Consider the following 17,312-nt stretch of genomic DNA (forward strand, 5'->3'; position numbering starts at 1 on the left):
GTGCTCATTCCCGGCCCCGTCTCGCATTCCCGGACCGGCGTCGTTCAGCATCCCCTCACCCTCCCCTCATCCCGTCTCCCGGCCCAGGTCACGCGGACGCCAACCGGCAACGGAAGAACAGGAGCGACGGGACCGTACCCCACGGCCCGCCGCCCGCTGCCGCCGCACCGGCCCCCAGTCAGGAGACCCGCCATGACCGGCGTACTGGCCCTCGACCGTCCCCCGCAGCCCCCCGCGCCCACCCGCTACACCGTCTCCCTCGCCCGCGACGAGGAGGACGTACGGGCCGCGCAGCGGCTGCGGTACGACGTCTTCGCCGGGGAGATGGGCGCCCTGCTCGCCACCCCGCAGCCCGGACTCGACATCGACCCCTTCGACGCCCACTGCGACCACCTCCTGGTCCGCGAGGAGATCACCGGGCAGGTCGTCGGCACCTACCGGCTGCTGCCGCCCGAGCGCGCCGCCGTCGCCGGACGGCTCTACGCGGAGGGCGAGTTCGACCTCGCCCCGCTCGCCCCGATCCGGCCCGGCCTGGTCGAGGTCGGCCGGTCCTGCGTCCACCCCGACCACCGCGACGGCGCCGTCATCGGCCTCATATGGGCGGGCCTCGCCCGCTACATGGCCGAGCGCGGCCACGCCTGGCTCGCCGGCTGCTGCTCCCTCCCGCTCGCCGACGGCGGACGCGTCGCCGCCGCCACCTGGGAGCGGGTACGGGACCGGCACCTGGCCCCCGAGGAGTACCGCGTCCGGCCGCTGCTGCCCTGGCAGCCGCGGACCGCCGTGCCCGCCGGCCGCACCGACGTGCCCGCCCTGCTGCGCGGCTACCTCCGCCTCGGCGCCTGGGTCTGCGGCGAGCCCGCGCACGATCCCGACTTCGGCGTCGCCGACCTGTACGTCCTGCTGCCGATGAACCGGGTCGACCCCCGCTACCTGCGGCACTTCCTCTCGCTCCTCCCCGCCTGATGGACACCTGGTCGCCCACCGCGCCCTGCACCCCCGCCGCCTGCGTGCGCCGGGGAGCGGGCCCGGCGGCGCTCCCGCGCGCCCTGGCGCGGCTCGTCGCGGTCACCGCCGTGCTGGCCGCCGGAGCCGCCCTGGCGCCACTGCGCCGCCTCGTCCCGGACGCCTGGGTGCGGCGCTGGTGCCGGGCGCTGGTCCGCGCCGCCGGCGTCCGGGTCCGGATCAGCGGCGCCGCCGCGCCCGCCGGCGGGCTGCTGCTCGTCGCCGACCACGTCTCCTGGCTGGACATCCCGCTGCTCGCCGCCGTGCGCCCGGCCCGCATGGTCGCCAAGAGCGAGATCCGCCGCTGGCCGGTGGCGGGGGCGCTCGCCGCGCGCGCGGGCACCCTCTTCATCGAGCGGGACCGGCCGCGCGCCCTGCCCGGCACCGTCGCCCGGATCGCCGGGGTACTGCGCGCGGGGGCCGCCGTCGCGGTCTTCCCCGAGGGCAGCACCTGGTGCGGCCTCGCCCGGGGGCGCTACCGCCGGGCCGTCTTCCAGTCCGCCCTGGACGCCGGGGTGCCGGTCCAGCCGGTCCGCGTCCGCTACCGCACCGGCGCCGGGGCGACCGCCACGGCCGCCGCGTTCGTCGGCGAGGACACCCTGCTCGCCTCCGTCTGGCGGGTGGTCTCGGCGCGGCACCTGAGCGCCGAGGTGGACGTCCTCCCCGCCCTCCCGCCCGGCCGTCACCGCGACCGCCGCTCCCTGTGCGCGGCGGCCCGGTCCGGACACGCGGGGGTCCCGGCCGCCACGCTCGGTCATCACGGCGCGGCGGAGTCGCAGAATATGTGTCTTTTGTGACAGATGTTCCGTTTTCTTGTTGCCGATACGGACAACCGGAGGGCAGGCACCGGAAGGAGGGTGATGACAGATGATCACCCGTGAAGAGATCGCCAACGTTCTGGACCAGCCGGTCTACGACGGCGACGGCAACAAGATCGGCGACGCCAAGCACGTGTTCTTCGACGACATGACCGGGCGACCCGAGTGGGTGACCGTCAGGACGGGCCTCCTCGGCTCCAACGAGTCGTTCGTGCCCGTCCACGACGCCTCGCTCGTCCAGGACCACCTGGAGGTCCCGTACCGCAAGGACCAGGTCAAGGGCGCACCCAGCGTCGACGTCGACGCGGGCGGCCATCTGTCGGAGAGCGAGGAACACCGGCTCTACGACTACTACGGCATCAACTGGGACAGCGTGCTGAGCGAGGCCGAGCGGCCCGCCCCGGACGACACCACCGCCGCCGGGACCGCGGCCGGGACCGACACCGGCATGGACACCGGTACCGGCACCGGCATGGGCACCGGCATGGCCGCGGGCGCCGCCGGAGCGGCGGGCCTGGCCGGGACCGCGGACACCGCCGGACGCCGGGGCGAGGCCGGGCGGACCGGACCGGGCGACGACGCCATGACCCGCTCCGAGGAGCAGATACGCGTCCGGGTCGAGCGGCGCGAGAGCGGACGGGCCCGGCTGCGCAAGTACGTCGTCACCGAGGACGTCCAGCAGACCGTCCCCATCAGCCACGAGGAAGTCCGCGTGGAACGGGAGCCGATCACCGAGGCCAACCGCGAGGCGGCCCTGTCCGGGACCGACATCGGCGAGGCCGAGCACGAGGTCGTCCTGCACGAGGAACGCCCCGTGGTGGAGACCGAGACGGTCCCCGTCGAGCGGGTCCGGCTCACCACCGAGCAGCACACCGAGGAGGAGACCGTACGGGGCCGGGTGCGCAAGGAGCGGATCGAGGCGGAGACCATGTCCGACGAGGAAGGCGACACGTGGCGGGGCCGCGAGTGAGTGGCGGCGGCCGTCACCACCCCGGCACGCGCCGGTGAAGGCGCTTCACCGGCGCGTGCCGCCGTCCGCCAGCGCCCGCGCCAGATAGGGCGCCGTCGCGCTCTCCGCCGCCCGCGCCACCTCGGCCGGCGTCCCGGCCGCGACGATCCGGCCCCCGGCGTCGCCGCCGCCCGGACCCAGGTCGATCACCCGGTCCGCGCCCGCCACCACGCTCATGTCGTGCTCGACGACGACCACGGTGTGCCCGGCGTCGACCAGCCCGTGCACCTGGCCCATCAGCACCTCGACGTCGGCCGGGTGCAGCCCCGCGGTCGGCTCGTCCAGCAGGTAGAGCGTGTGCCCGCGCCGGCCCCGCTGCAACTCGTTCGCCAGCTTGACGCGCTGCGCCTCCCCGCCGGACAGCTCGGTCGCGGACCGGCCCAGGCGCAGGTAGCCGAGGCCGACCGCCAGCAGCGCGGACAGACCGCGCGCCACCGCCGGCCGGTCGGCGAAGAACACCGCCGCCTCCTCCACCGTCAGGTCGAGCACCTGGGCGATGTTCCGCCCCCGGTACGCCACCTCCAGCGTCGCCGGTTCGTAGCGCGCCCCGCCGCAGTCCGGGCAGGGCGCGTACGTGCTCGGCAGGAACAGCAGCTCCACGCTGACGAACCCCTCGCCCTGGCAGGTCTCGCAGCGCCCGCCGGAGGCGGTGTTGAAGGAGAACCGGCCGGCGCCCCAACCGCGCTCGCGGGCCGCGTCGGTGTCGGCGAAGAGCCGGCGCACCACGTCGAACAGCCCCGTGTACGTGGCCAGGTTGGAGCGCGGGGTGCGCCCGATGGGTTTCTGGTCGACGCGGACCAGCCGTCCCACGCCCGGCAGGTCCTCGGTGATCGCGCCGATGAGCGTCGACTTCCCGGAGCCCGACACACCGGTCACGGCGGTGAGCACGCCGAGCGGCACCTCGGCCCGCACCCCGCGCAGGTTGTGCCGGGTCACCGGGCCCACCGTCAGCGTGCCCCGGGCCTCGCGCACCGGCCGGGCGGGCGCGGTCCGGCCGCCGAAGAGGTACCGGGCCGTCGCCGACCCCGCCGCCTGGGCCAGCCCGTCCACCGGGCCGCTGTACAGCACCCGGCCGCCGTGCTCCCCCGCCCCCGGGCCGACGTCGACGATCCAGTCGGCCGCGCGGACCACGCCGAGGTGGTGCTCGACCACGAACACCGAGTTCCCGGCCGCCTTCAGCCGCTCCAGGATCGTCAGCAGCGCCTCCGTGTCCGCCGGATGCAGCCCCGCCGACGGCTCGTCGAGGACGTAGACCACGCCGAACAGCCCCGAGCGCAACTGGGTCGCCAGCCGCAGCCGCTGGAGTTCGCCCGCCGACAGCGACGGCGCCGGCCGGTCCAGGCTCAGGTAGCCGAGGCCCAGTTCGACGATGGGCGCCACCCGGGAGACGAGGTCGGCGGTGAGCACCCGCGCCGTCTCGCCCTCGGTGGGCAGCACGCCGGTGAGGTCCGCGAGCGGCAGCGCGGCCAGCTCGGCGACGGTCCGCCCGCCGACGGTCACCGCCAGCGCCTCCGGCCGCAGCCGGGCCCCGCCGCACACCGGGCAGGGCTCGCTGGTCAGATGGCGCTCCGCCCGCGCCCTGAGCGCCGCGCTCCGGGACTGCGCGAAGGTCTTCAGGACATGGCGGCGGGCACTGGTGTACATCCCCTGGTACGGGCGCTGGACGCGGCCCGCCTCCCGGACCGGGTGCACCGTCACCACCGGCTGCTCGTCCGTGAACAGGATCCACTCCCGCTCCCGCGCCGGCAGCTCCCGCCAGGGCCGGTCCACGTCGTGGCCGAGCGCGTCCAGGACGTCCCGCAGGTTCTTGCCCTGCCAGGCACCCGGCCAGGCCGCCACGGCACCCTCGCGGATCGAGAGCGACGGGTCGGGGACGAGCGACTCCTCGGTCACGCGGTGCACCCGGCCCAGCCCCTCGCACTCCGGGCACGCCCCGGCCGCCGTGTGCGGGGAGAAGGCGTCCGAGTCCAGCCGCGGCGCCCCCGGCGGATACGTCCCGGCGCGCGAGAAGAGCATCCGCAGCGAGTTGGAGAGGGTGGTGACCGTGCCGACCGAGGAGCGCGAGGTCGGCGCCGCCCGGCGCTGCTGGAGCGAGACGGCGGGCGGCAGGCCGGTGATCTCGCCCACCTTCGGCGCCCCCACCTGCTGGATCAGCCGGCGCGCGTAGGGGGCGACCGACTCGAAGTAGCGCCGCTGCGCCTCCGCGTAGACGGTGCCGAAGGCCAGCGAGGACTTGCCGGAGCCCGACACCCCGGTGAAGACGGCCACGACGTCGCGCGGGACGTCGACGTCCACGCCCTGGAGGTTGTGCTCACGGGCGCCGCGCACCCGGACGTAGGGGTCGTGGGGGCTGTGCATGGGGGCTCCGTACGGGGTGGGGTCGGGTGCGGTCGGGCGGGCGGGGGCTCGGTCGGCGACGGAGGACGGAGGAGGACAGGGGGCGGAGGACGGAGGGCGGAGGACGGGGGCGGAGGTCACGGTGGTCGCCGTCGCGGAGGGCCGTGACGCTCCGTCGTCATCGTCCGCCGTCCGCGCCCCCGGGACAAACCGCGGCGTCCCGCGCCGGGCCGGCTCCGACGATCCGGGCCAGCCCGCGGTAGGAGTCCAGCAGGGCCGTCCGGTCGTACGTACTCGTCGTCACCAGGACCTCCTGGGCGCCCGTGGCGCGCAGCAGCGCCTCCAGCTCCCGCGCGACCTGCTCCTCGGTGCCCGCGATGTGCCCCTGGAGACCGGCGTCGTACAGCTCGCGCTCCTTCGCGGTCATCGTGCGGGCCTCGACCGCCTCGGGCGGGGCGAGCGGCGGGAAGGAGCCGCGGGTGCGGGCGTGCGCCATCGACCACGCCTCCGGCACCAGCAGCCGCCGCGCCTCCTCGGGCGTCCCGGCCACGGCGACGGTCCCCGACACGACGACGTACGGCTCCGCGCTCCAGGGGGAGGGGCGGAACCCGGCGCGGTAGCGCTCGATGCCGCGCAGCATCCGGTCCCGGCCGCGCAGGTCCCCGATGACCATCGGCAGCCCCGCCCGCGCGGCCACCTCCGCGCCCTCGCCCATCGCCAGCACGAACGGCGGGACGCGCAGCCCCTCGGCGGGGCGGGCCCGCACGCCCGTGGGGGAGGTGCCCCGGAACCAGCCCAGCAGCTCCGCGAGCTGTCCCTCGAAGTCCTCCGCGTCCTCCTTGTCCCGGCCCAGCGCCCGGCGCACCCCGTCGGTGAAGCCCACCGAGCGGCCGAGCCCCATGTCGATCCGCCCCGGGAAGAGCGACTCCAGCACGCCGAACTGCTCGGCGACGACCAGCGTCCGGTGGTTGGGCAGCATCACGCCCCCGGTACCGACCCGGATGCGGCGGGTCGCCCCGGCCACGGCGGCGGCCAGCACGGTCGGCGCCGAACCGGCCACCCCGGGCACCCCGTGGTGTTCCGCCACCCAGAAGCGGTGGAAGCCGAGCCGTTCCGCCTCCCGGGCCAGCGCCACGGTGTCGCGCAGCGCCCGCGCGGCGTCGTGGCCCTCCCGGACGCGGGAACGGTCGAGGACGGAGAACGGGGTGGAGGCGATCACGGAGCTCACATCAGGTTCAACGCCCGCGCGCCGCCGGGATTCCCCGCGCCGTTCCGGGCTCGCCTACGGTGGGGGCGTGACCGACCGCCTCGCGCGCCCCCTGGCCGTGTTCGACCTCGACAACACCCTCGCCTCCACCGCGCACCGCCAGCACTTCCTGGAGCGCCGGCCGCGCGACTGGGACGCCTTCTTCGCCGCCGCGCCCGACGATCCGCCGCTCGCCGAGGGCATCGCCCTGGTGCGCGAGAGCGCCCGCGTCTGCGAGGTGGTCTACCTGACCGGGCGGCCCGAGCGCTGCCGGCGGGACACCCACGACTGGCTGTCCGCGCACGGACTGCCCGAGGGGCCCGTGCACATGCGGCGCGACGCCGACCGCAGGCCGGCCCGGCTCACCAAGCTGGAGGTGCTGCGCCGGCTCGCCCGTACCCGCGAGGTCCGGGTCCTCGTCGACGACGACGCCCTGGTCTGCGAGGACGCCCGCCGGGCCGGGTTCACCGTGGTCCGGGCGGACTGGGCGATCCCCTCGGCGGCACTGAGGGACGCGCAGGAACGCCAGGGCCGCACCTGACGGACCGGCGGGCCCGGCACGCCCCGGCCCCGTCCGGACGTCAGTCCTCGGTGCCCTCCAGGCGGAAGCCGACCTTCAGGCACACCTGCCAGTGCGCCACCTGCCCCTCCTCGATCTGGCCGCGCACCTGCGTCACCTCGAACCAGTCCAGGTTGCGCAGGGTCTGCGAGGCACGGGCGATCCCGTTGCGGACGGCCTGGTCGACGCCGTCGGGCGAGGTGCCGACGATCTCCGTGACCCGGTAGGTGTGGTTCGACATGCCGGTGCTCCCTTCCGCGCGGGCACGGCGGCGGCGGTCCCGCCCGCGCCGTACGTCACTCCACGGTGCCCCACCCCGGCGCCGGGCGCGAGGCGGCGACGGGGCGGCCGGCGGACCGGCCAAAGCGCCATGACCTTCGCATTGGTCTTGACCTTCCGATTGGTCCATACCAAAATCCCAGTCACCCGTTCGAGCCATTGGCTCGTCCCCCACGTCGGGTCTCCCTTCGCGTGCGCAGGACTCCGGTCCGCCCGCCGCCCCCCTGTCCGCCAGACAGAAAGACCCCCTCGTGAGACGTCGTCGCCTGCTCGCCCTTGTCTGTGTCTCCGCCTCCCTGCTCGGCGGCTGCGGCCTCATGTCCGAAGGCGGCGCCGACGACCGGCGTTCCGTGACCGTGTGGCTGATGAAGAACAGCGCCTCGCAGGACTTCCTGCGCCGCTTCACCGAGGAGTTCGAGCGCGAGCACCCGCGGCTCTCCCTCGACATCCGCATCCAGGAGTGGACCGGCATCGGCGAGAAGGTGCAGGCCGCGCTCAAGGCCGACGGCGGGGACGACGGCCCGGACGTCGTCGAGGTCGGCAACACCCAGGTCCCCCAGTACGCCGAAGGGGGCCGCCTCCAGGACCTCACACTGGAGGCCATGCGCGACTGGGGCATCCGCGAATGGCTGCCCGGCCTCGCCGAACCGGGCCAGTACATGTCCCAGCAGTTCGGCATCCCCTGGTACGCCGCCAACCGCGTCGTCATCTACCGCAAGGACCTCTTCGAGGAGGCCGGGATCGGCGAGCCGCCCCGCACCCGCGAGGAGTGGATCACCGCCACCGAGAAGCTCGACACCGCCGGCGCCCAGGGCATCTACCTGGCCGGACAGGACTGGTACACCCTCTCCGGCTTCATCTGGGACGAGGGCGGCGAACTCGCCCGGCAGGACGGCGGCATCTGGAAGGGCTCCCTCGACAGCGCCGCCGCCCTGCGCGGCATGGAGTTCTACCGCGAACTGCACGCCCTCGGCCGGGGCCCCGCCGACGCCGACGAGGAACACCCGCCGCAGGCCGGGGTCTTCGCCAAGGGACGGGTCGGCCAGATCATCGCCGTGCCCGGCGTCGCCCAGAGCATCGTGCGCGAGAACCCCGAACTCAAGGGCAAGCTGGGCTTCTTCCCCGTCCCCGGCAAGACCGCCGACCGGCCCGGCGCCGTCTTCACCGGCGGCTCCGACCTCGTCGTCCCCAAGAACACCGACAACCTGGAGGGCGCCGTCCAGGTGATCGAGGCCCTCGCCGGCGCCAAGTGGAACACCGAACTGGCCCGCGCCATGAACTACGTCCCCAACAAGGAGTCCCTCGCCGACGCCGTCGCCGGCGAGGAGGGCGTCGCGGCCATGGCGGCCGGCGCCGCACACGGCCGCGCCACCCCCGGCACACCCCGCTGGGGCGCGGTCGAGGCGGACAACCCGATCAAGGAGTACATGACCAAGGTGCTCACCGGCGGCGACCCCCGGGAGGAGGCCCGCCGTCACTCCGAGCGCATCACCGAACTGCTCGACCTCAACGCGCGCTGACGCGGCGGCGCGACACCCCGCGCCACCGCGTCCCCGGCCGGCCGGCTCAGCGCACCACGCTCAGCGACAGGGCGAACCGCCCCTCGCCGTCCGTCCACCAGTGGAACAACTCCAGCCCGGCCTCCGCGAGTTCGGCGCCCACCCCCTCGCGCCGGAACTTCGCGGACACCTCGGTCCGCAGCTCCTCCCCGGCGGCGAAGTGCACCGCCAGCCCGAGTGCGCCGACCTTCACCGTCTGCGCGGTGCGCGCCCGCAGCCGCATCTCGATCCACTCCCGTCCGGCGTCCCACAGCGCCACGTGGTCGAAGGCGTCGAGGACGAAGTCGGCGCCGAGTTCGCGGTTGACCACCGCCAGCACGTTCTTGTCGAACGCGGCCGTCACCCCGGCCGCGTCGTCGTACGCCCGCACCAGCACCCCCGGGTCCTTCACCAGGTCCGTACCGAGCAGCAGGGCGTCGCCGGGGGCGAGCATCGCCCGCACCGAGGCGAGGAACGCGGCGCGTTCGGCTGGCAGCAGGTTGCCGATGGTGCCGCCGAGGAACGCCACCAGACGCGGACCCGGCGTCACCGGCAGCGTCAGCGCCGAGGTGAAGTCGGCGAGCAGCGCGTGCACCTCAAGGCCGGGCCGCTCGGCCGCGAGCGCCCGCCCGGCCCCGGTCAGCGCGCTCTCGCTGACGTCCACCGGCACATAGGCGCGCAGCGCGGTGAGCGCGTCGAGCAGGTACCGCGTCTTCTCCGAGGAACCCGAGCCCAGTTCCACCAGGGTGCGGGCGCCGGTCGCGGCGGCGATCTCCCCGGCCCGGTCCGCGAGGATCTCGCGCTCGGCCCGGGTGGGGTAGTACTCGGGGAGCGCGGTGATCTCCTCGAACAGCTCGCTGCCCCGGGCGTCGTAGAACCACTTGGGCGGCAGCCACTTCGGGGTCGCGGTCAGACCCCGCAGGACGTCGGCGCGCAGCGCCGCCTCCGTGGCGTCCTCGGGCAGCGTGCGGGTGAGGCGGAACGGGCTCACGTACGGGACTCCTTCACGGCGGCGGACGGGGAGGCCGGGGCGGGCGCGGGCGCGGCGCCGCCCGGCTCCTCCAGCGGGGTGAGCCGCACCGTCGTGCGGCTCGCGACGAGCAGGGTGCGGTCGGGCACCTCCCGCCAGCGCGGGTCCTCGTCGTACGGCTCCGAGGCGACGACCGTGCCGCCGCGGGGCCGGGCCAGGTACCACAGGGTGTCGCCCCAGGCGGTGGCGGCGATCGCCTCGCCGTCGGTCAGCAGCAGGTTCAGCCGCGAGCCGGGGGCCGCCGCGGCGACCTCCCGGACCGTGTCCGCCAGGGCCCGGCCCGCCGTGTGACCGGGGCCGGTGCGCCGCCCGCCGGCCCCGGGGGTCGGCACGACGGCCGTGCCCCGCCCCGGCTCCCGCGCGGCCCCGGCGCGCAGCCGGTGCAGGACCAGCGCCCACACCAGCGCCGAGTCGTTGCGCGCCTCCAGCGACAGCAGTTCCCGCGTCGGCAGCAGCGCCGCCGCCCGCGCCAGCGAACCGGGCCAGCCGGTCACCGCGCCGTTGTGGCTGAACAGCCAGGTCCCGGCGGTGAACGGCGCCGCCGCGGCCTCCGCGTCCGCACCCGTCAAGGTCGCGTCCCGGACGGCCGCCAGCAGCGCCCGGGTGCGCACCACCCGGGCCAGGTCGGCGAAGGACTGGTCCGCCCAGATCGGCCCCGCGCGCCGGTAGCGGGCCGGCACCGGATCGTACGGGGCGTACCAGCCGACGCCGAACCCGTCGGCGTTGACCGTCCCGTACCGCTGCCGGCCGGGCGCCCAGGACTGGCGGTACAGCCCCTGCGGGGGCTCCACGAGCAGCCGGCCCAGCGGCTCGACGGGCCCCAGGTAGGCGATGTGACGGCACATCAGGCGACCTCCGCCGACCGGGCGGTGCGGAAACCGGAGAAGATCTGCCGCCGGACGGGAAGGTCCCAGTTGCGGAAGGTGCCGCGGCAGGCCACCGCGTCCACCGCGAACGAACCGCCGCGCAGCACCTTGTGCCCCGGCCCGAAGAACACCTCCGAGTACTCCCGGTACGGGAAGGCCCGGAAGCCCGGGTACGGGGCGAAGTCGCTCGACGTCCACTCCCACACGTCGCCGATCAACTGCCGTACCCCGAGCGGGGAGCGCCCCGCCGGATAGCTGCCCACGGGCGCCGGGCGCAGGTGCCGCTGGCCCAGGTTGGCGTGGTCCGGGCCCGGATCGGCGTCGCCCCACGGGAAACGGGCCGAGCGGCCGGAGGCCGGGTCGTGCCGGGCGGCCTTCTCCCACTCGGCCTCGGTGGGCAGCCGCCGCCCGGCCCAGCGGGCGTAGGCGTCCGCCTCGTACCAGCTCACATGGACCACCGGCTCCCCGGGCGGCACCACCTCCGTGACGCCGAAACGGCGCCGCAGCCACTGCCCGCCGTCCCGGCGCCAGTACAGCGGGGCGCTCAGCCCGTGCCGGCGGACGTGGTCCCACCCCTCGGGCGCCCACCAGCGCGGCTCCGTGTAGCCGCCGTCCTCGATGAACCGCAGGTAGGCCGCGTTCGTCACCGGCGTGGTGTCGAGGAAGAAGGCGTCCACCTCACGCCGGTGCGCGGGCCGCTCGTTGTCCAGCGCCCACGGCTCGGTGGAGGTGCCCATCGTGAACGGGCCGCCCGGCACCAGCACTTCGGCCGGCCCCGTGAACGGTTCCACCGGATCGGGGGCGGGCGCGGTCAGCGCGGGCGGGCCGGTGCGCAACTGGTGGGTGATGAGCATCGTCTCGTCGTGCTGCTGCTCGTGCTGGGCGACCATCCCGAAGGCGAAGCCCGCCTCGGTCAGCCGGCTCCCGCGGAACGCGGCGGCCTCCAGCACGTCCAGCGCGCGAGAGCGCACCTCGGCCGCGTACCGGCGGGCCTCCTCGGGCGGCAGCAGCGGCAGCCGGGGCCGTTCGGCGCGGGGGTGTTCGAAGGCGTCGTAGAGGCTGTCGATCTCGGGGCGGATCGCCTCCTGCCCGGCGACCGCCCGCAGCAGCCACAGCTCCTCCTGGTTGCCGATGTGCGCCAGGTCCCACACCAGCGGCGACATCAGTGGCGAGTGCTGCGCGATCAGGTCGGGCTCCTCGACGCAGCCGGTGAGCAGCGCCGTGCGGTCGCGGGCGGCGACGAGGGTGGCGAGGGCGCGTTCGCGCACCGCCTCGGGGTCGGTGACGGGGTCGGTCATGGGCGGATGTCCTTCCCGTGCGGATGACGGAGCGTGCCGTCGGGCCGGTCCAGCAGATCGTCGGCCGGGCACCGGCCGCGCACGACATAGCGGTCCAGATACCCCGTGACGGCGTCGGTCACGGCGGTGGTGGCGCCGAGCCGGGGCAGCGCGTCGATCGCCGCCGCGAAGCAGACGCCGGCCGCCTCCCGCAGCTCGGGGTCGGCGAGAGCGGCGCGTGCCGCGTCCCGCCACAGCGGATTGTGCGGGGCGGGCAGGCCGAGGGTGCGCTCCGTGAGGGGCTTCACCGCCCGGTAGGCGGTCTCGGACGCCTGCGGATCGTCGAACAGCGCCGCCGCCACGGCCAGCGGCACGATCCAGCCGTCGTCCCCGGGCTGCGCGTCGATCATGCGCAGCTCCAGGTGGCCGCGCGGCCGGACCGGCGGGAAGACCGTGGTCAGGTGGTAGTCGAGGTCGTCCCGGGTCGGCGCCCTGGGCGAGCGGGAGCGGGCCCACTCCCGAAAGCTCAGCCCCTCCGGCACCTGCCAGGGCCCCTCGTCCTCGGCGCGTACGCACATCACCGGGGCGTCCAGCACGTGCCGGGCCCACGAACGGCGCGGCGCGGCGTCCAGCGGTGCGCCGCCGGCCCGGCCGACACCGAGCTGCGTCCACCGGAGCTGCCGGGTGGAGCGCCAGCCGGTGGGCCGGCCGGCGACGACCGGGGAGTTGGCGAAGGCGGCCACCAGGACGGCGCCGAGGTGGTGCGCCAGCCACCAGCGCCGCACGTGCCCGAGCGGCCCCGGCTCCTCGTGGCCCGCGTCCACGCACACCTGCACCGAGGCCGAGGTGCACATCATGGCGCGGCCGGCCGGCCCGGTGCGGTCGAGGCACGCCTCCATGGCGTCGTAGCGAGGCCGGCGCAGATAGCGCCGGGGCGGGTGCCAGGGGTCGTGGCCGATGCCGACGAGGGCCAGTCCCTCCTCGCGCAGCACCGCGCGGACGGCGTCGAGGTCGGCGGAGACGGCGCCGACGCACTCCATGAGGGAGGTGGCGGGGAGCGAGCTGAGTTCGAGCTGGCCGCCGGGTTCGATGGTGAGGGCCGAGTTCAGGGACACGGTCCGCAAGGTCGCGTAGACCGCGTCGAGCCGGTCGTGGGGGACGGGGCGGCGGGGGGCGGCCCGGTCGTGGACGAGCCATTCCACCTCGACGCCGAGGCGCCGCGGTGGCCCGGTCTTGAAGCAGATGCCCTGGACCAGGGCCTCGGCCTCGGCCTCCCCGATGGCGGTGCGTGACCCTGCCGGGCCACGTAACGAATCTGACATGTCGGGATCTTCCTCCCTGAGATTCCACCAGCCCCGGCCCGGGGTCCGCCGGGCCGGAGTGGTGCGCTCACCCCAGCCAAGACCCTCGTGCCGCTCGGCACAAGGATGCGTATCGGGGCGATTCGCCTCGGTTCTCTCCATGGTTCCGCGAGGCTCCGGACGGTCCCGGCAGGGCCGGGTCCGGGGGGAATCCGGGGCACCGCCCCACCAGGATCACTCAGGTTTCCCGCGTGGGCACGGCGGACCGGTCCGGGCGGGAGCGCCGGGCGTGACCCCGGGCTCCGCGCTCCGGCCGGCCGGCGTCAGCTCCAGCCGTACCGCTGCCGCAGCCGGTCGCGGACGAGGCCGAACCGCATCCGGTCCAGGGCGCACGCCTCCCGCCGCATGCCGTCGTCGTGGAGCCGCAGCACCCGGTCCACGTCGACCCAGGAATCGCGCCCCGACCGGTCCCAGGGGCCGCTGCCGATCGGCACCCACTCCCGGTCGCCGTCGTGCCGCTTGCTGGAGAGCTGCACGGCCAGCACGGTCCCGGCGGGCTCGCGGGCGACGACCAGCACCGGCCGGTCCTTGCCCCGGCCGTCGTTCTCCTCGAAGGGCACCCATGTCCAGACGATCTCGCCGGGATCGGGGTCCCCGTCGTGCGCGGGGGAGTACTCGGTACGCACCCGGCCCACCTCGCGGGGGTCGGCCTCGGTGGTGGCGGCCGGGCCGTCGCGGCCGGGCACGTTCTCGTAGGGGTCTGACGTCTCAGGCATGAAGGCACTCACGGCCGTACGGTACGGGACACCGCCGTCCGGGTGATCAAGGTCCCCCCGCGGCGGTCCGGGACGCCCGCACCGCGCGCGGGCCGACCCGAGTGGCACCGCCCGCCCCGAACGGCCAGCATGCAACGCAGGACCACCGGACCCCACCCGCGACTCCCCGGACCGCAGGCCCGCCGCCCCGGCCCGCACGAGCGCAGAAAGCCGACGTCATGACCGAGAAACCCGCCGTGACCGTCCTGGGCACCGGCATCATGGGCGCCGCCATGGCCCGCAACCTCGCCCGCGCCGGACACTCCGTGACCGCGTGGAACCGCAGCCGCGCCAAGGCCGAACCGCTCGCCGCCGACGGCGTCCGGATCGCCGACACCCCCGAGGACGCCGTCCGGGGCGCCGACACCGTCCTGACCATGCTCTACGACGGCCCGGCCGCCCTGGACGTCATGCGCCGGGCGGCGCCCGGACTGCGGCCCGGCGCGGCGTGGGTGCAGTCGGCCACCGCCGGTATCGACGCCATCGGCGAACTGGCCGATTTCGCCCGCGCCCACGGCCTGGTCTTCTTCGACGCCCCCGTGCTCGGCACGAAGGAGCCCGCCGAGGCGGGCCGGCTCCTCGTCCTCGCCGCCGGGCCCACCAAGGTCCGCGACGCGGTCACGTCCGTCTTCGACGCCATCGGCTCCCGCACCGTGTGGACCGGCGAGGACGGCGCCGCCGGCAGCGCCACCCGGCTCAAACTCGTCGCCAACAGCTGGCTCATCGCCGCCACCAACGCCCTCGGCGAGATCCTCGCCCTCGCGGGGGCGCTGGAGGTGGACCCGGACCGCTTCTTCGACGCCATCTCCGGCGGACCGCTCGACATGGGCTACCTGCACGCCAAGGCCAAGCTGATCCGCGACGGCGCCCTGTCGCCGCCCCAGTTCGCGGTCGCCACCGCCGCCAAGGACGCCCGCCTCATCGTCGAGGCCGGCACCCGCCACGGGCTCCGCCGCGACGTCGCCGAGGCCGGCGCCGGGCGCCTGGAACGGGCCGCCCGGCAGGGCCACGGCGACGAGGACATGGCCGCCTCCTACTACGCCAGCTTCGACGGCGGCCCCTCCCGCTGAACACGACCCCCGCCCGGCACCGGACACGGCTTCCGCCTCGGCGCCGGACATGACTCCTACCCGGCGCCGGAAACGCCCCCGGCCCCGGCGCCGGAAACGCCCCCCGCCCCGGCGCCGGACATGACTCCCGCCCCGGCGGGGAAGCGGGAGAACGGAAGACCGGACCGACCAGCCACCACACCGGGAGGAACCCCCATGTCCAGGCCGCCGCTGCCGCCCGAGGCCGTCGCCCTGCTGCGCCGCCCCAACCCCTGCGTCATGGCCACCCTCCGCTCCGACGGCGCCCCCGTCTCCACCCCCACCTGGTACCTGTGGGAGGACGACGGCCGGGTCCTGGTCAACCTCGACGAGGGCCGCGTACGCCTCGGGCACCTGCGCCGGGACCCCCGGGTGACGCTCACCGTGCTCGACGCGGACTCCTGGTACACCCACGTCACCCTCATCGGCCGCGTCGCCGAACTCCGCGACGACACCGGCCTCGTGGACATCGACCGGCTCTCCCTCCACTACGGCGGCAAGCCCTACCCCGTACGGGACCGGAGCCGGGTCAGCGCCCTCGTCGAGGTCGAGCGCTGGCACGGCTGGGGCTCCCTGAAGGACAGCGACCAGGCGTCGGGGTGAGCCGCGGGCCGGGGGCGGTACGGCCCGACCCCGGGTTGCCGTGGTGGCCGCCGGGTACCCGGCGGCCATGAAGTGGCGACAGGTGCAGGACGGCCCGTCGGCCGTGTACGTGGTGGTGCTCGACCCCGGCGAGGAGGCCGTCGACCGGCTCACCGCCTTCGCCCGGGACCGGTCGCTCGGCGCCTCCCAGGTGACCGCGGTGGGCGCCTTCTCCCAGGCGGTCGTCGGCTGGTTCGACCGGGCGGAGCGCGACTACCGCCCCCTGCCCGTCGGCGAGCAGTGCGAGGTGCTGTCGCTCCTCGGGGACGTCGCCGTCGGCCCCGGCGGACCCGTCCCGCACCTGCACGCCGTCCTCGGACTCCCCGACGGCACCACCCGCGGCGGCCACCTGCTCTCCGGCCGGGTCTGGCCGACCCTGGAGGTCATCGTCCGGGACAGCCCCGCCGAACTCGCCAAGACCCACCGCCCCGACCTCGGCCTCGCCCTGATCGACCTCGGCTGAGCGGCGCCGGGGCGGTTTACCGGGCCGGGTACGGGCTACGCGGCCCGCACGAAGTCCCACGGCAGCCCATCCACGGAGGCCCCCATGACACGGCGGATACGGGACGTGATGTCACCGGCGGCATCGGCCGTCGAACCCATGACCACGGTGGCGCGGGCGGCCCTGCTGATGCGCGAGGAGGACGTCGGGGACCTCCTGGTCACCTACGACTGCGACCTGTTCGGCGTGGTCACCGACCGCGACATCGTGCTGCGCGCCGTCGCCGAGGGCCGCGACCCCGGCACCACCACGGTCGGCGCGGTCTGCACGCCGCCGCCCGTGGTGACCCTCGCCCCCGAGGACACCACCGACCACGCGGCCGACCTGATGCGGCGCCACGCCGTCCGCCGGCTCCCGGTGGTGGAGCGGGGCGGCGTCCCGGTCGGCGTCGTCTCCCTCGGCGACCTCGTCGTCTCGGAGGACCCCGGCTCGGCGCTGGCGGACATCAGCAGGGCCGCCCCCGACCACTGACGGAGGAACCATGAGCGACCGACGCCCCCACGGCGCCACGGACCCGGTACCCCGCGCCCGCTCCGGCGTGATCGGCCGCCGCTTCCCGCGCACCGGCACCGAGCCGGTCACGGCGCAGAGCCCGCTCGGTCTGCGCCTGCTGCTGTCCGCCGTCTTCCTGCCGCTCTTCGTGGCGGGCGCCGCCTACTTCGCGGTGTGGGCCGCGGACTCCGGTGCCCGTGACACCCCGAGCCGCGGGGCCCTCGTCGTCTTCGCCATCGTGTGCGCGGCGCTCGCCCTGCTCGCCGCGGCGGATCTGATGGTCGTCCTGCGCCGTCTGCGCCGCGAACGCGGCACCCCCTCGCCCTCGCCCTGAGCCGGGCGGGGCCGGGCGGGGCCGGACGGGGGCTCGTGCGGTGTTCGCGCGGGGGCTCGGGGAGTCCCGCGGAGTCTCACGGGGTCTCACGGGTCCGTACACAGACCGGACGGGTCCGTACACAGACCGGACGGGACCGTACACAGACCGGACGGGTCCGTACACACGCCGGACGGG

At 75.6% G+C, this 17,312-nt stretch carries 18 protein-coding genes; 10 read left to right on the top strand and 8 right to left on the bottom strand.

What is annotated here, in order from left to right; genetic code table 11:
* Positions 1–192: 192 nt before the first annotated feature.
* From J5Y05_RS06035 to J5Y05_RS06045, 3 genes are all read left to right on the top strand, one after another.
* Entirely contained in the window at positions 193–963 is a 771-nt protein-coding gene (locus tag J5Y05_RS06035) for a GNAT family N-acetyltransferase (protein ID WP_210868822.1), read from the top strand.
* Complete coding sequence (locus tag J5Y05_RS06040) at positions 963–1,799, top strand: lysophospholipid acyltransferase family protein (protein WP_210868824.1); 837 nt, start codon at positions 963–965, stop codon at positions 1,797–1,799. The genes J5Y05_RS06035 and J5Y05_RS06040 overlap by 1 nt, the downstream gene beginning before the upstream one ends.
* Before the next feature lie 70 nt (positions 1,800–1,869).
* Entirely contained in the window at positions 1,870–2,790 is a 921-nt protein-coding gene (locus J5Y05_RS06045) for a DUF2382 domain-containing protein (protein WP_210868825.1), read from the top strand.
* A gap of 45 nt (positions 2,791–2,835) precedes the next feature.
* Here J5Y05_RS06045 and J5Y05_RS06050 read toward each other — a convergent pair whose 3' ends face one another.
* Complete coding sequence (locus J5Y05_RS06050; protein ID WP_210868827.1) at positions 2,836–5,187, bottom strand: ATP-binding cassette domain-containing protein; 2,352 nt, start codon at positions 5,185–5,187, stop codon at positions 2,836–2,838.
* A gap of 157 nt (positions 5,188–5,344) precedes the next feature.
* On the bottom strand, positions 5,345–6,394 hold the full coding sequence (locus J5Y05_RS06055) for an LLM class flavin-dependent oxidoreductase (RefSeq protein WP_210868829.1): 1,050 nt from the start codon (positions 6,392–6,394) through the stop codon (positions 5,345–5,347).
* Between the two features lie 67 nt (positions 6,395–6,461).
* Between J5Y05_RS06055 and J5Y05_RS06060 the strand changes: the two genes are divergently transcribed.
* Positions 6,462–6,953 carry a phosphatase domain-containing protein gene (locus J5Y05_RS06060; protein WP_210868830.1) on the top strand — a complete coding sequence of 164 codons (492 nt, stop codon included), beginning with the start codon at positions 6,462–6,464 and terminating at the stop codon, positions 6,951–6,953.
* Positions 6,954–6,993: 40 nt separating this feature from the next.
* Here J5Y05_RS06060 and J5Y05_RS06065 read toward each other — a convergent pair whose 3' ends face one another.
* Positions 6,994–7,212, bottom strand: coding sequence for a dodecin (locus tag J5Y05_RS06065; protein ID WP_210868832.1), 219 nt, complete (start codon positions 7,210–7,212; stop codon positions 6,994–6,996).
* A gap of 355 nt (positions 7,213–7,567) precedes the next feature.
* Between J5Y05_RS06065 and J5Y05_RS06070 the strand changes: the two genes are divergently transcribed.
* Complete coding sequence (locus J5Y05_RS06070; protein WP_210869741.1) at positions 7,568–8,770, top strand: extracellular solute-binding protein; 1,203 nt, start codon at positions 7,568–7,570, stop codon at positions 8,768–8,770.
* 46 nt (positions 8,771–8,816) lie between these two features.
* Here the strand turns inward: J5Y05_RS06070 and egtD are convergent, their stop codons facing one another.
* The 5 genes from egtD to J5Y05_RS06095 all read right to left on the bottom strand — a co-directional run bounded on the left by egtD (position 8,817) and on the right by J5Y05_RS06095 (position 14,038).
* The gene (egtD, locus tag J5Y05_RS06075; RefSeq protein WP_210868833.1) at positions 8,817–9,779 is read right to left on the bottom strand and encodes an L-histidine N(alpha)-methyltransferase; all 963 of its coding nucleotides are present in this window, start codon (positions 9,777–9,779) and stop codon (positions 8,817–8,819) included.
* Positions 9,776–10,663 carry a class II glutamine amidotransferase domain-containing protein gene (locus J5Y05_RS06080; RefSeq protein WP_210868836.1) on the bottom strand — a complete coding sequence of 296 codons (888 nt, stop codon included), beginning with the start codon at positions 10,661–10,663 and terminating at the stop codon, positions 9,776–9,778. Before J5Y05_RS06080 ends, egtD begins: the two co-directional genes overlap by 4 nt.
* The gene (gene egtB / locus J5Y05_RS06085; protein WP_210868838.1) at positions 10,663–11,982 is read right to left on the bottom strand and encodes an ergothioneine biosynthesis protein EgtB; all 1,320 of its coding nucleotides are present in this window, start codon (positions 11,980–11,982) and stop codon (positions 10,663–10,665) included. The genes J5Y05_RS06080 and egtB overlap by 1 nt, the downstream gene beginning before the upstream one ends.
* On the bottom strand, positions 11,979–13,283 hold the full coding sequence (gene egtA, locus J5Y05_RS06090; RefSeq protein WP_210868840.1) for an ergothioneine biosynthesis glutamate--cysteine ligase EgtA: 1,305 nt from the start codon (positions 13,281–13,283) through the stop codon (positions 11,979–11,981). Before egtA ends, egtB begins: the two co-directional genes overlap by 4 nt.
* Before the next feature lie 302 nt (positions 13,284–13,585).
* A complete protein-coding gene (locus J5Y05_RS06095) occupies positions 13,586–14,038 on the bottom strand; it encodes a type II toxin-antitoxin system PemK/MazF family toxin (RefSeq protein WP_210868842.1) in 453 nt (150 codons plus the stop codon).
* Between the two features lie 218 nt (positions 14,039–14,256).
* Here J5Y05_RS06095 and J5Y05_RS06100 point away from each other — a divergent pair, with 218 nt between their 5' ends.
* The 5 genes from J5Y05_RS06100 (at position 14,257) to J5Y05_RS06120 (ending at position 17,135) form a co-directional block, all read left to right on the top strand.
* Positions 14,257–15,147 (top strand): NAD(P)-dependent oxidoreductase, encoded by an 891-nt coding sequence (locus tag J5Y05_RS06100; protein ID WP_210868844.1) that lies wholly within the window; start codon positions 14,257–14,259, stop codon positions 15,145–15,147.
* Between the two features lie 195 nt (positions 15,148–15,342).
* Positions 15,343–15,768: a PPOX class F420-dependent oxidoreductase gene (locus J5Y05_RS06105; RefSeq protein WP_210868846.1), complete on the top strand. Its 426-nt coding sequence runs from the start codon at positions 15,343–15,345 to the stop codon at positions 15,766–15,768.
* A 67-nt stretch (positions 15,769–15,835) separates the two neighbouring features.
* Positions 15,836–16,270: a PPC domain-containing DNA-binding protein gene (locus J5Y05_RS06110; protein ID WP_210868848.1), complete on the top strand. Its 435-nt coding sequence runs from the start codon at positions 15,836–15,838 to the stop codon at positions 16,268–16,270.
* Between the two features lie 84 nt (positions 16,271–16,354).
* On the top strand, positions 16,355–16,780 hold the full coding sequence (locus J5Y05_RS06115; protein ID WP_210868850.1) for a CBS domain-containing protein: 426 nt from the start codon (positions 16,355–16,357) through the stop codon (positions 16,778–16,780).
* A gap of 10 nt (positions 16,781–16,790) precedes the next feature.
* Positions 16,791–17,135, top strand: a complete 345-nt coding sequence (locus J5Y05_RS06120; RefSeq protein ID WP_210868852.1) for a DUF6343 family protein — start codon at positions 16,791–16,793, stop codon at positions 17,133–17,135.
* Positions 17,136–17,312 lie beyond the last annotated feature (177 nt).

This window comes from Streptomyces tagetis, from assembly GCF_018069565.1.
In the GTDB taxonomy this organism is placed as follows: Bacteria; Actinomycetota; Actinomycetes; order Streptomycetales; family Streptomycetaceae; genus Streptomyces; species Streptomyces tagetis.

Coding starts and splice junctions, on each gene's coding strand:
- J5Y05_RS06040 (WP_210868824.1), top strand. CDS start 963: ATGGACACCTGGTCGCCCACCGCGCCCTGCACCCCCGCCGCCTGCGTG.
- J5Y05_RS06100 (WP_210868844.1), top strand. CDS start 14,257: ATGACCGAGAAACCCGCCGTGACCGTCCTGGGCACCGGCATCATGGGC.
- J5Y05_RS06105 (WP_210868846.1), top strand. CDS start 15,343: ATGTCCAGGCCGCCGCTGCCGCCCGAGGCCGTCGCCCTGCTGCGCCGC.
- J5Y05_RS06110 (WP_210868848.1), top strand. CDS start 15,836: ATGAAGTGGCGACAGGTGCAGGACGGCCCGTCGGCCGTGTACGTGGTG.
- J5Y05_RS06070 (WP_210869741.1), top strand. CDS start 7,568: ATGTCCGAAGGCGGCGCCGACGACCGGCGTTCCGTGACCGTGTGGCTG.
- J5Y05_RS06045 (WP_210868825.1), top strand. CDS start 1,870: ATGATCACCCGTGAAGAGATCGCCAACGTTCTGGACCAGCCGGTCTAC.
- J5Y05_RS06050 (WP_210868827.1), bottom strand. CDS start 5,187: ATGCACAGCCCCCACGACCCCTACGTCCGGGTGCGCGGCGCCCGTGAG.
- J5Y05_RS06120 (WP_210868852.1), top strand. CDS start 16,791: ATGAGCGACCGACGCCCCCACGGCGCCACGGACCCGGTACCCCGCGCC.
- J5Y05_RS06035 (WP_210868822.1), top strand. CDS start 193: ATGACCGGCGTACTGGCCCTCGACCGTCCCCCGCAGCCCCCCGCGCCC.
- J5Y05_RS06065 (WP_210868832.1), bottom strand. CDS start 7,212: ATGTCGAACCACACCTACCGGGTCACGGAGATCGTCGGCACCTCGCCC.
- egtB (WP_210868838.1), bottom strand. CDS start 11,982: ATGACCGACCCCGTCACCGACCCCGAGGCGGTGCGCGAACGCGCCCTC.
- J5Y05_RS06095 (WP_210868842.1), bottom strand. CDS start 14,038: ATGCCTGAGACGTCAGACCCCTACGAGAACGTGCCCGGCCGCGACGGC.
- J5Y05_RS06080 (WP_210868836.1), bottom strand. CDS start 10,663: ATGTGCCGTCACATCGCCTACCTGGGGCCCGTCGAGCCGCTGGGCCGG.
- J5Y05_RS06115 (WP_210868850.1), top strand. CDS start 16,355: ATGACACGGCGGATACGGGACGTGATGTCACCGGCGGCATCGGCCGTC.
- egtA (WP_210868840.1), bottom strand. CDS start 13,283: ATGTCAGATTCGTTACGTGGCCCGGCAGGGTCACGCACCGCCATCGGG.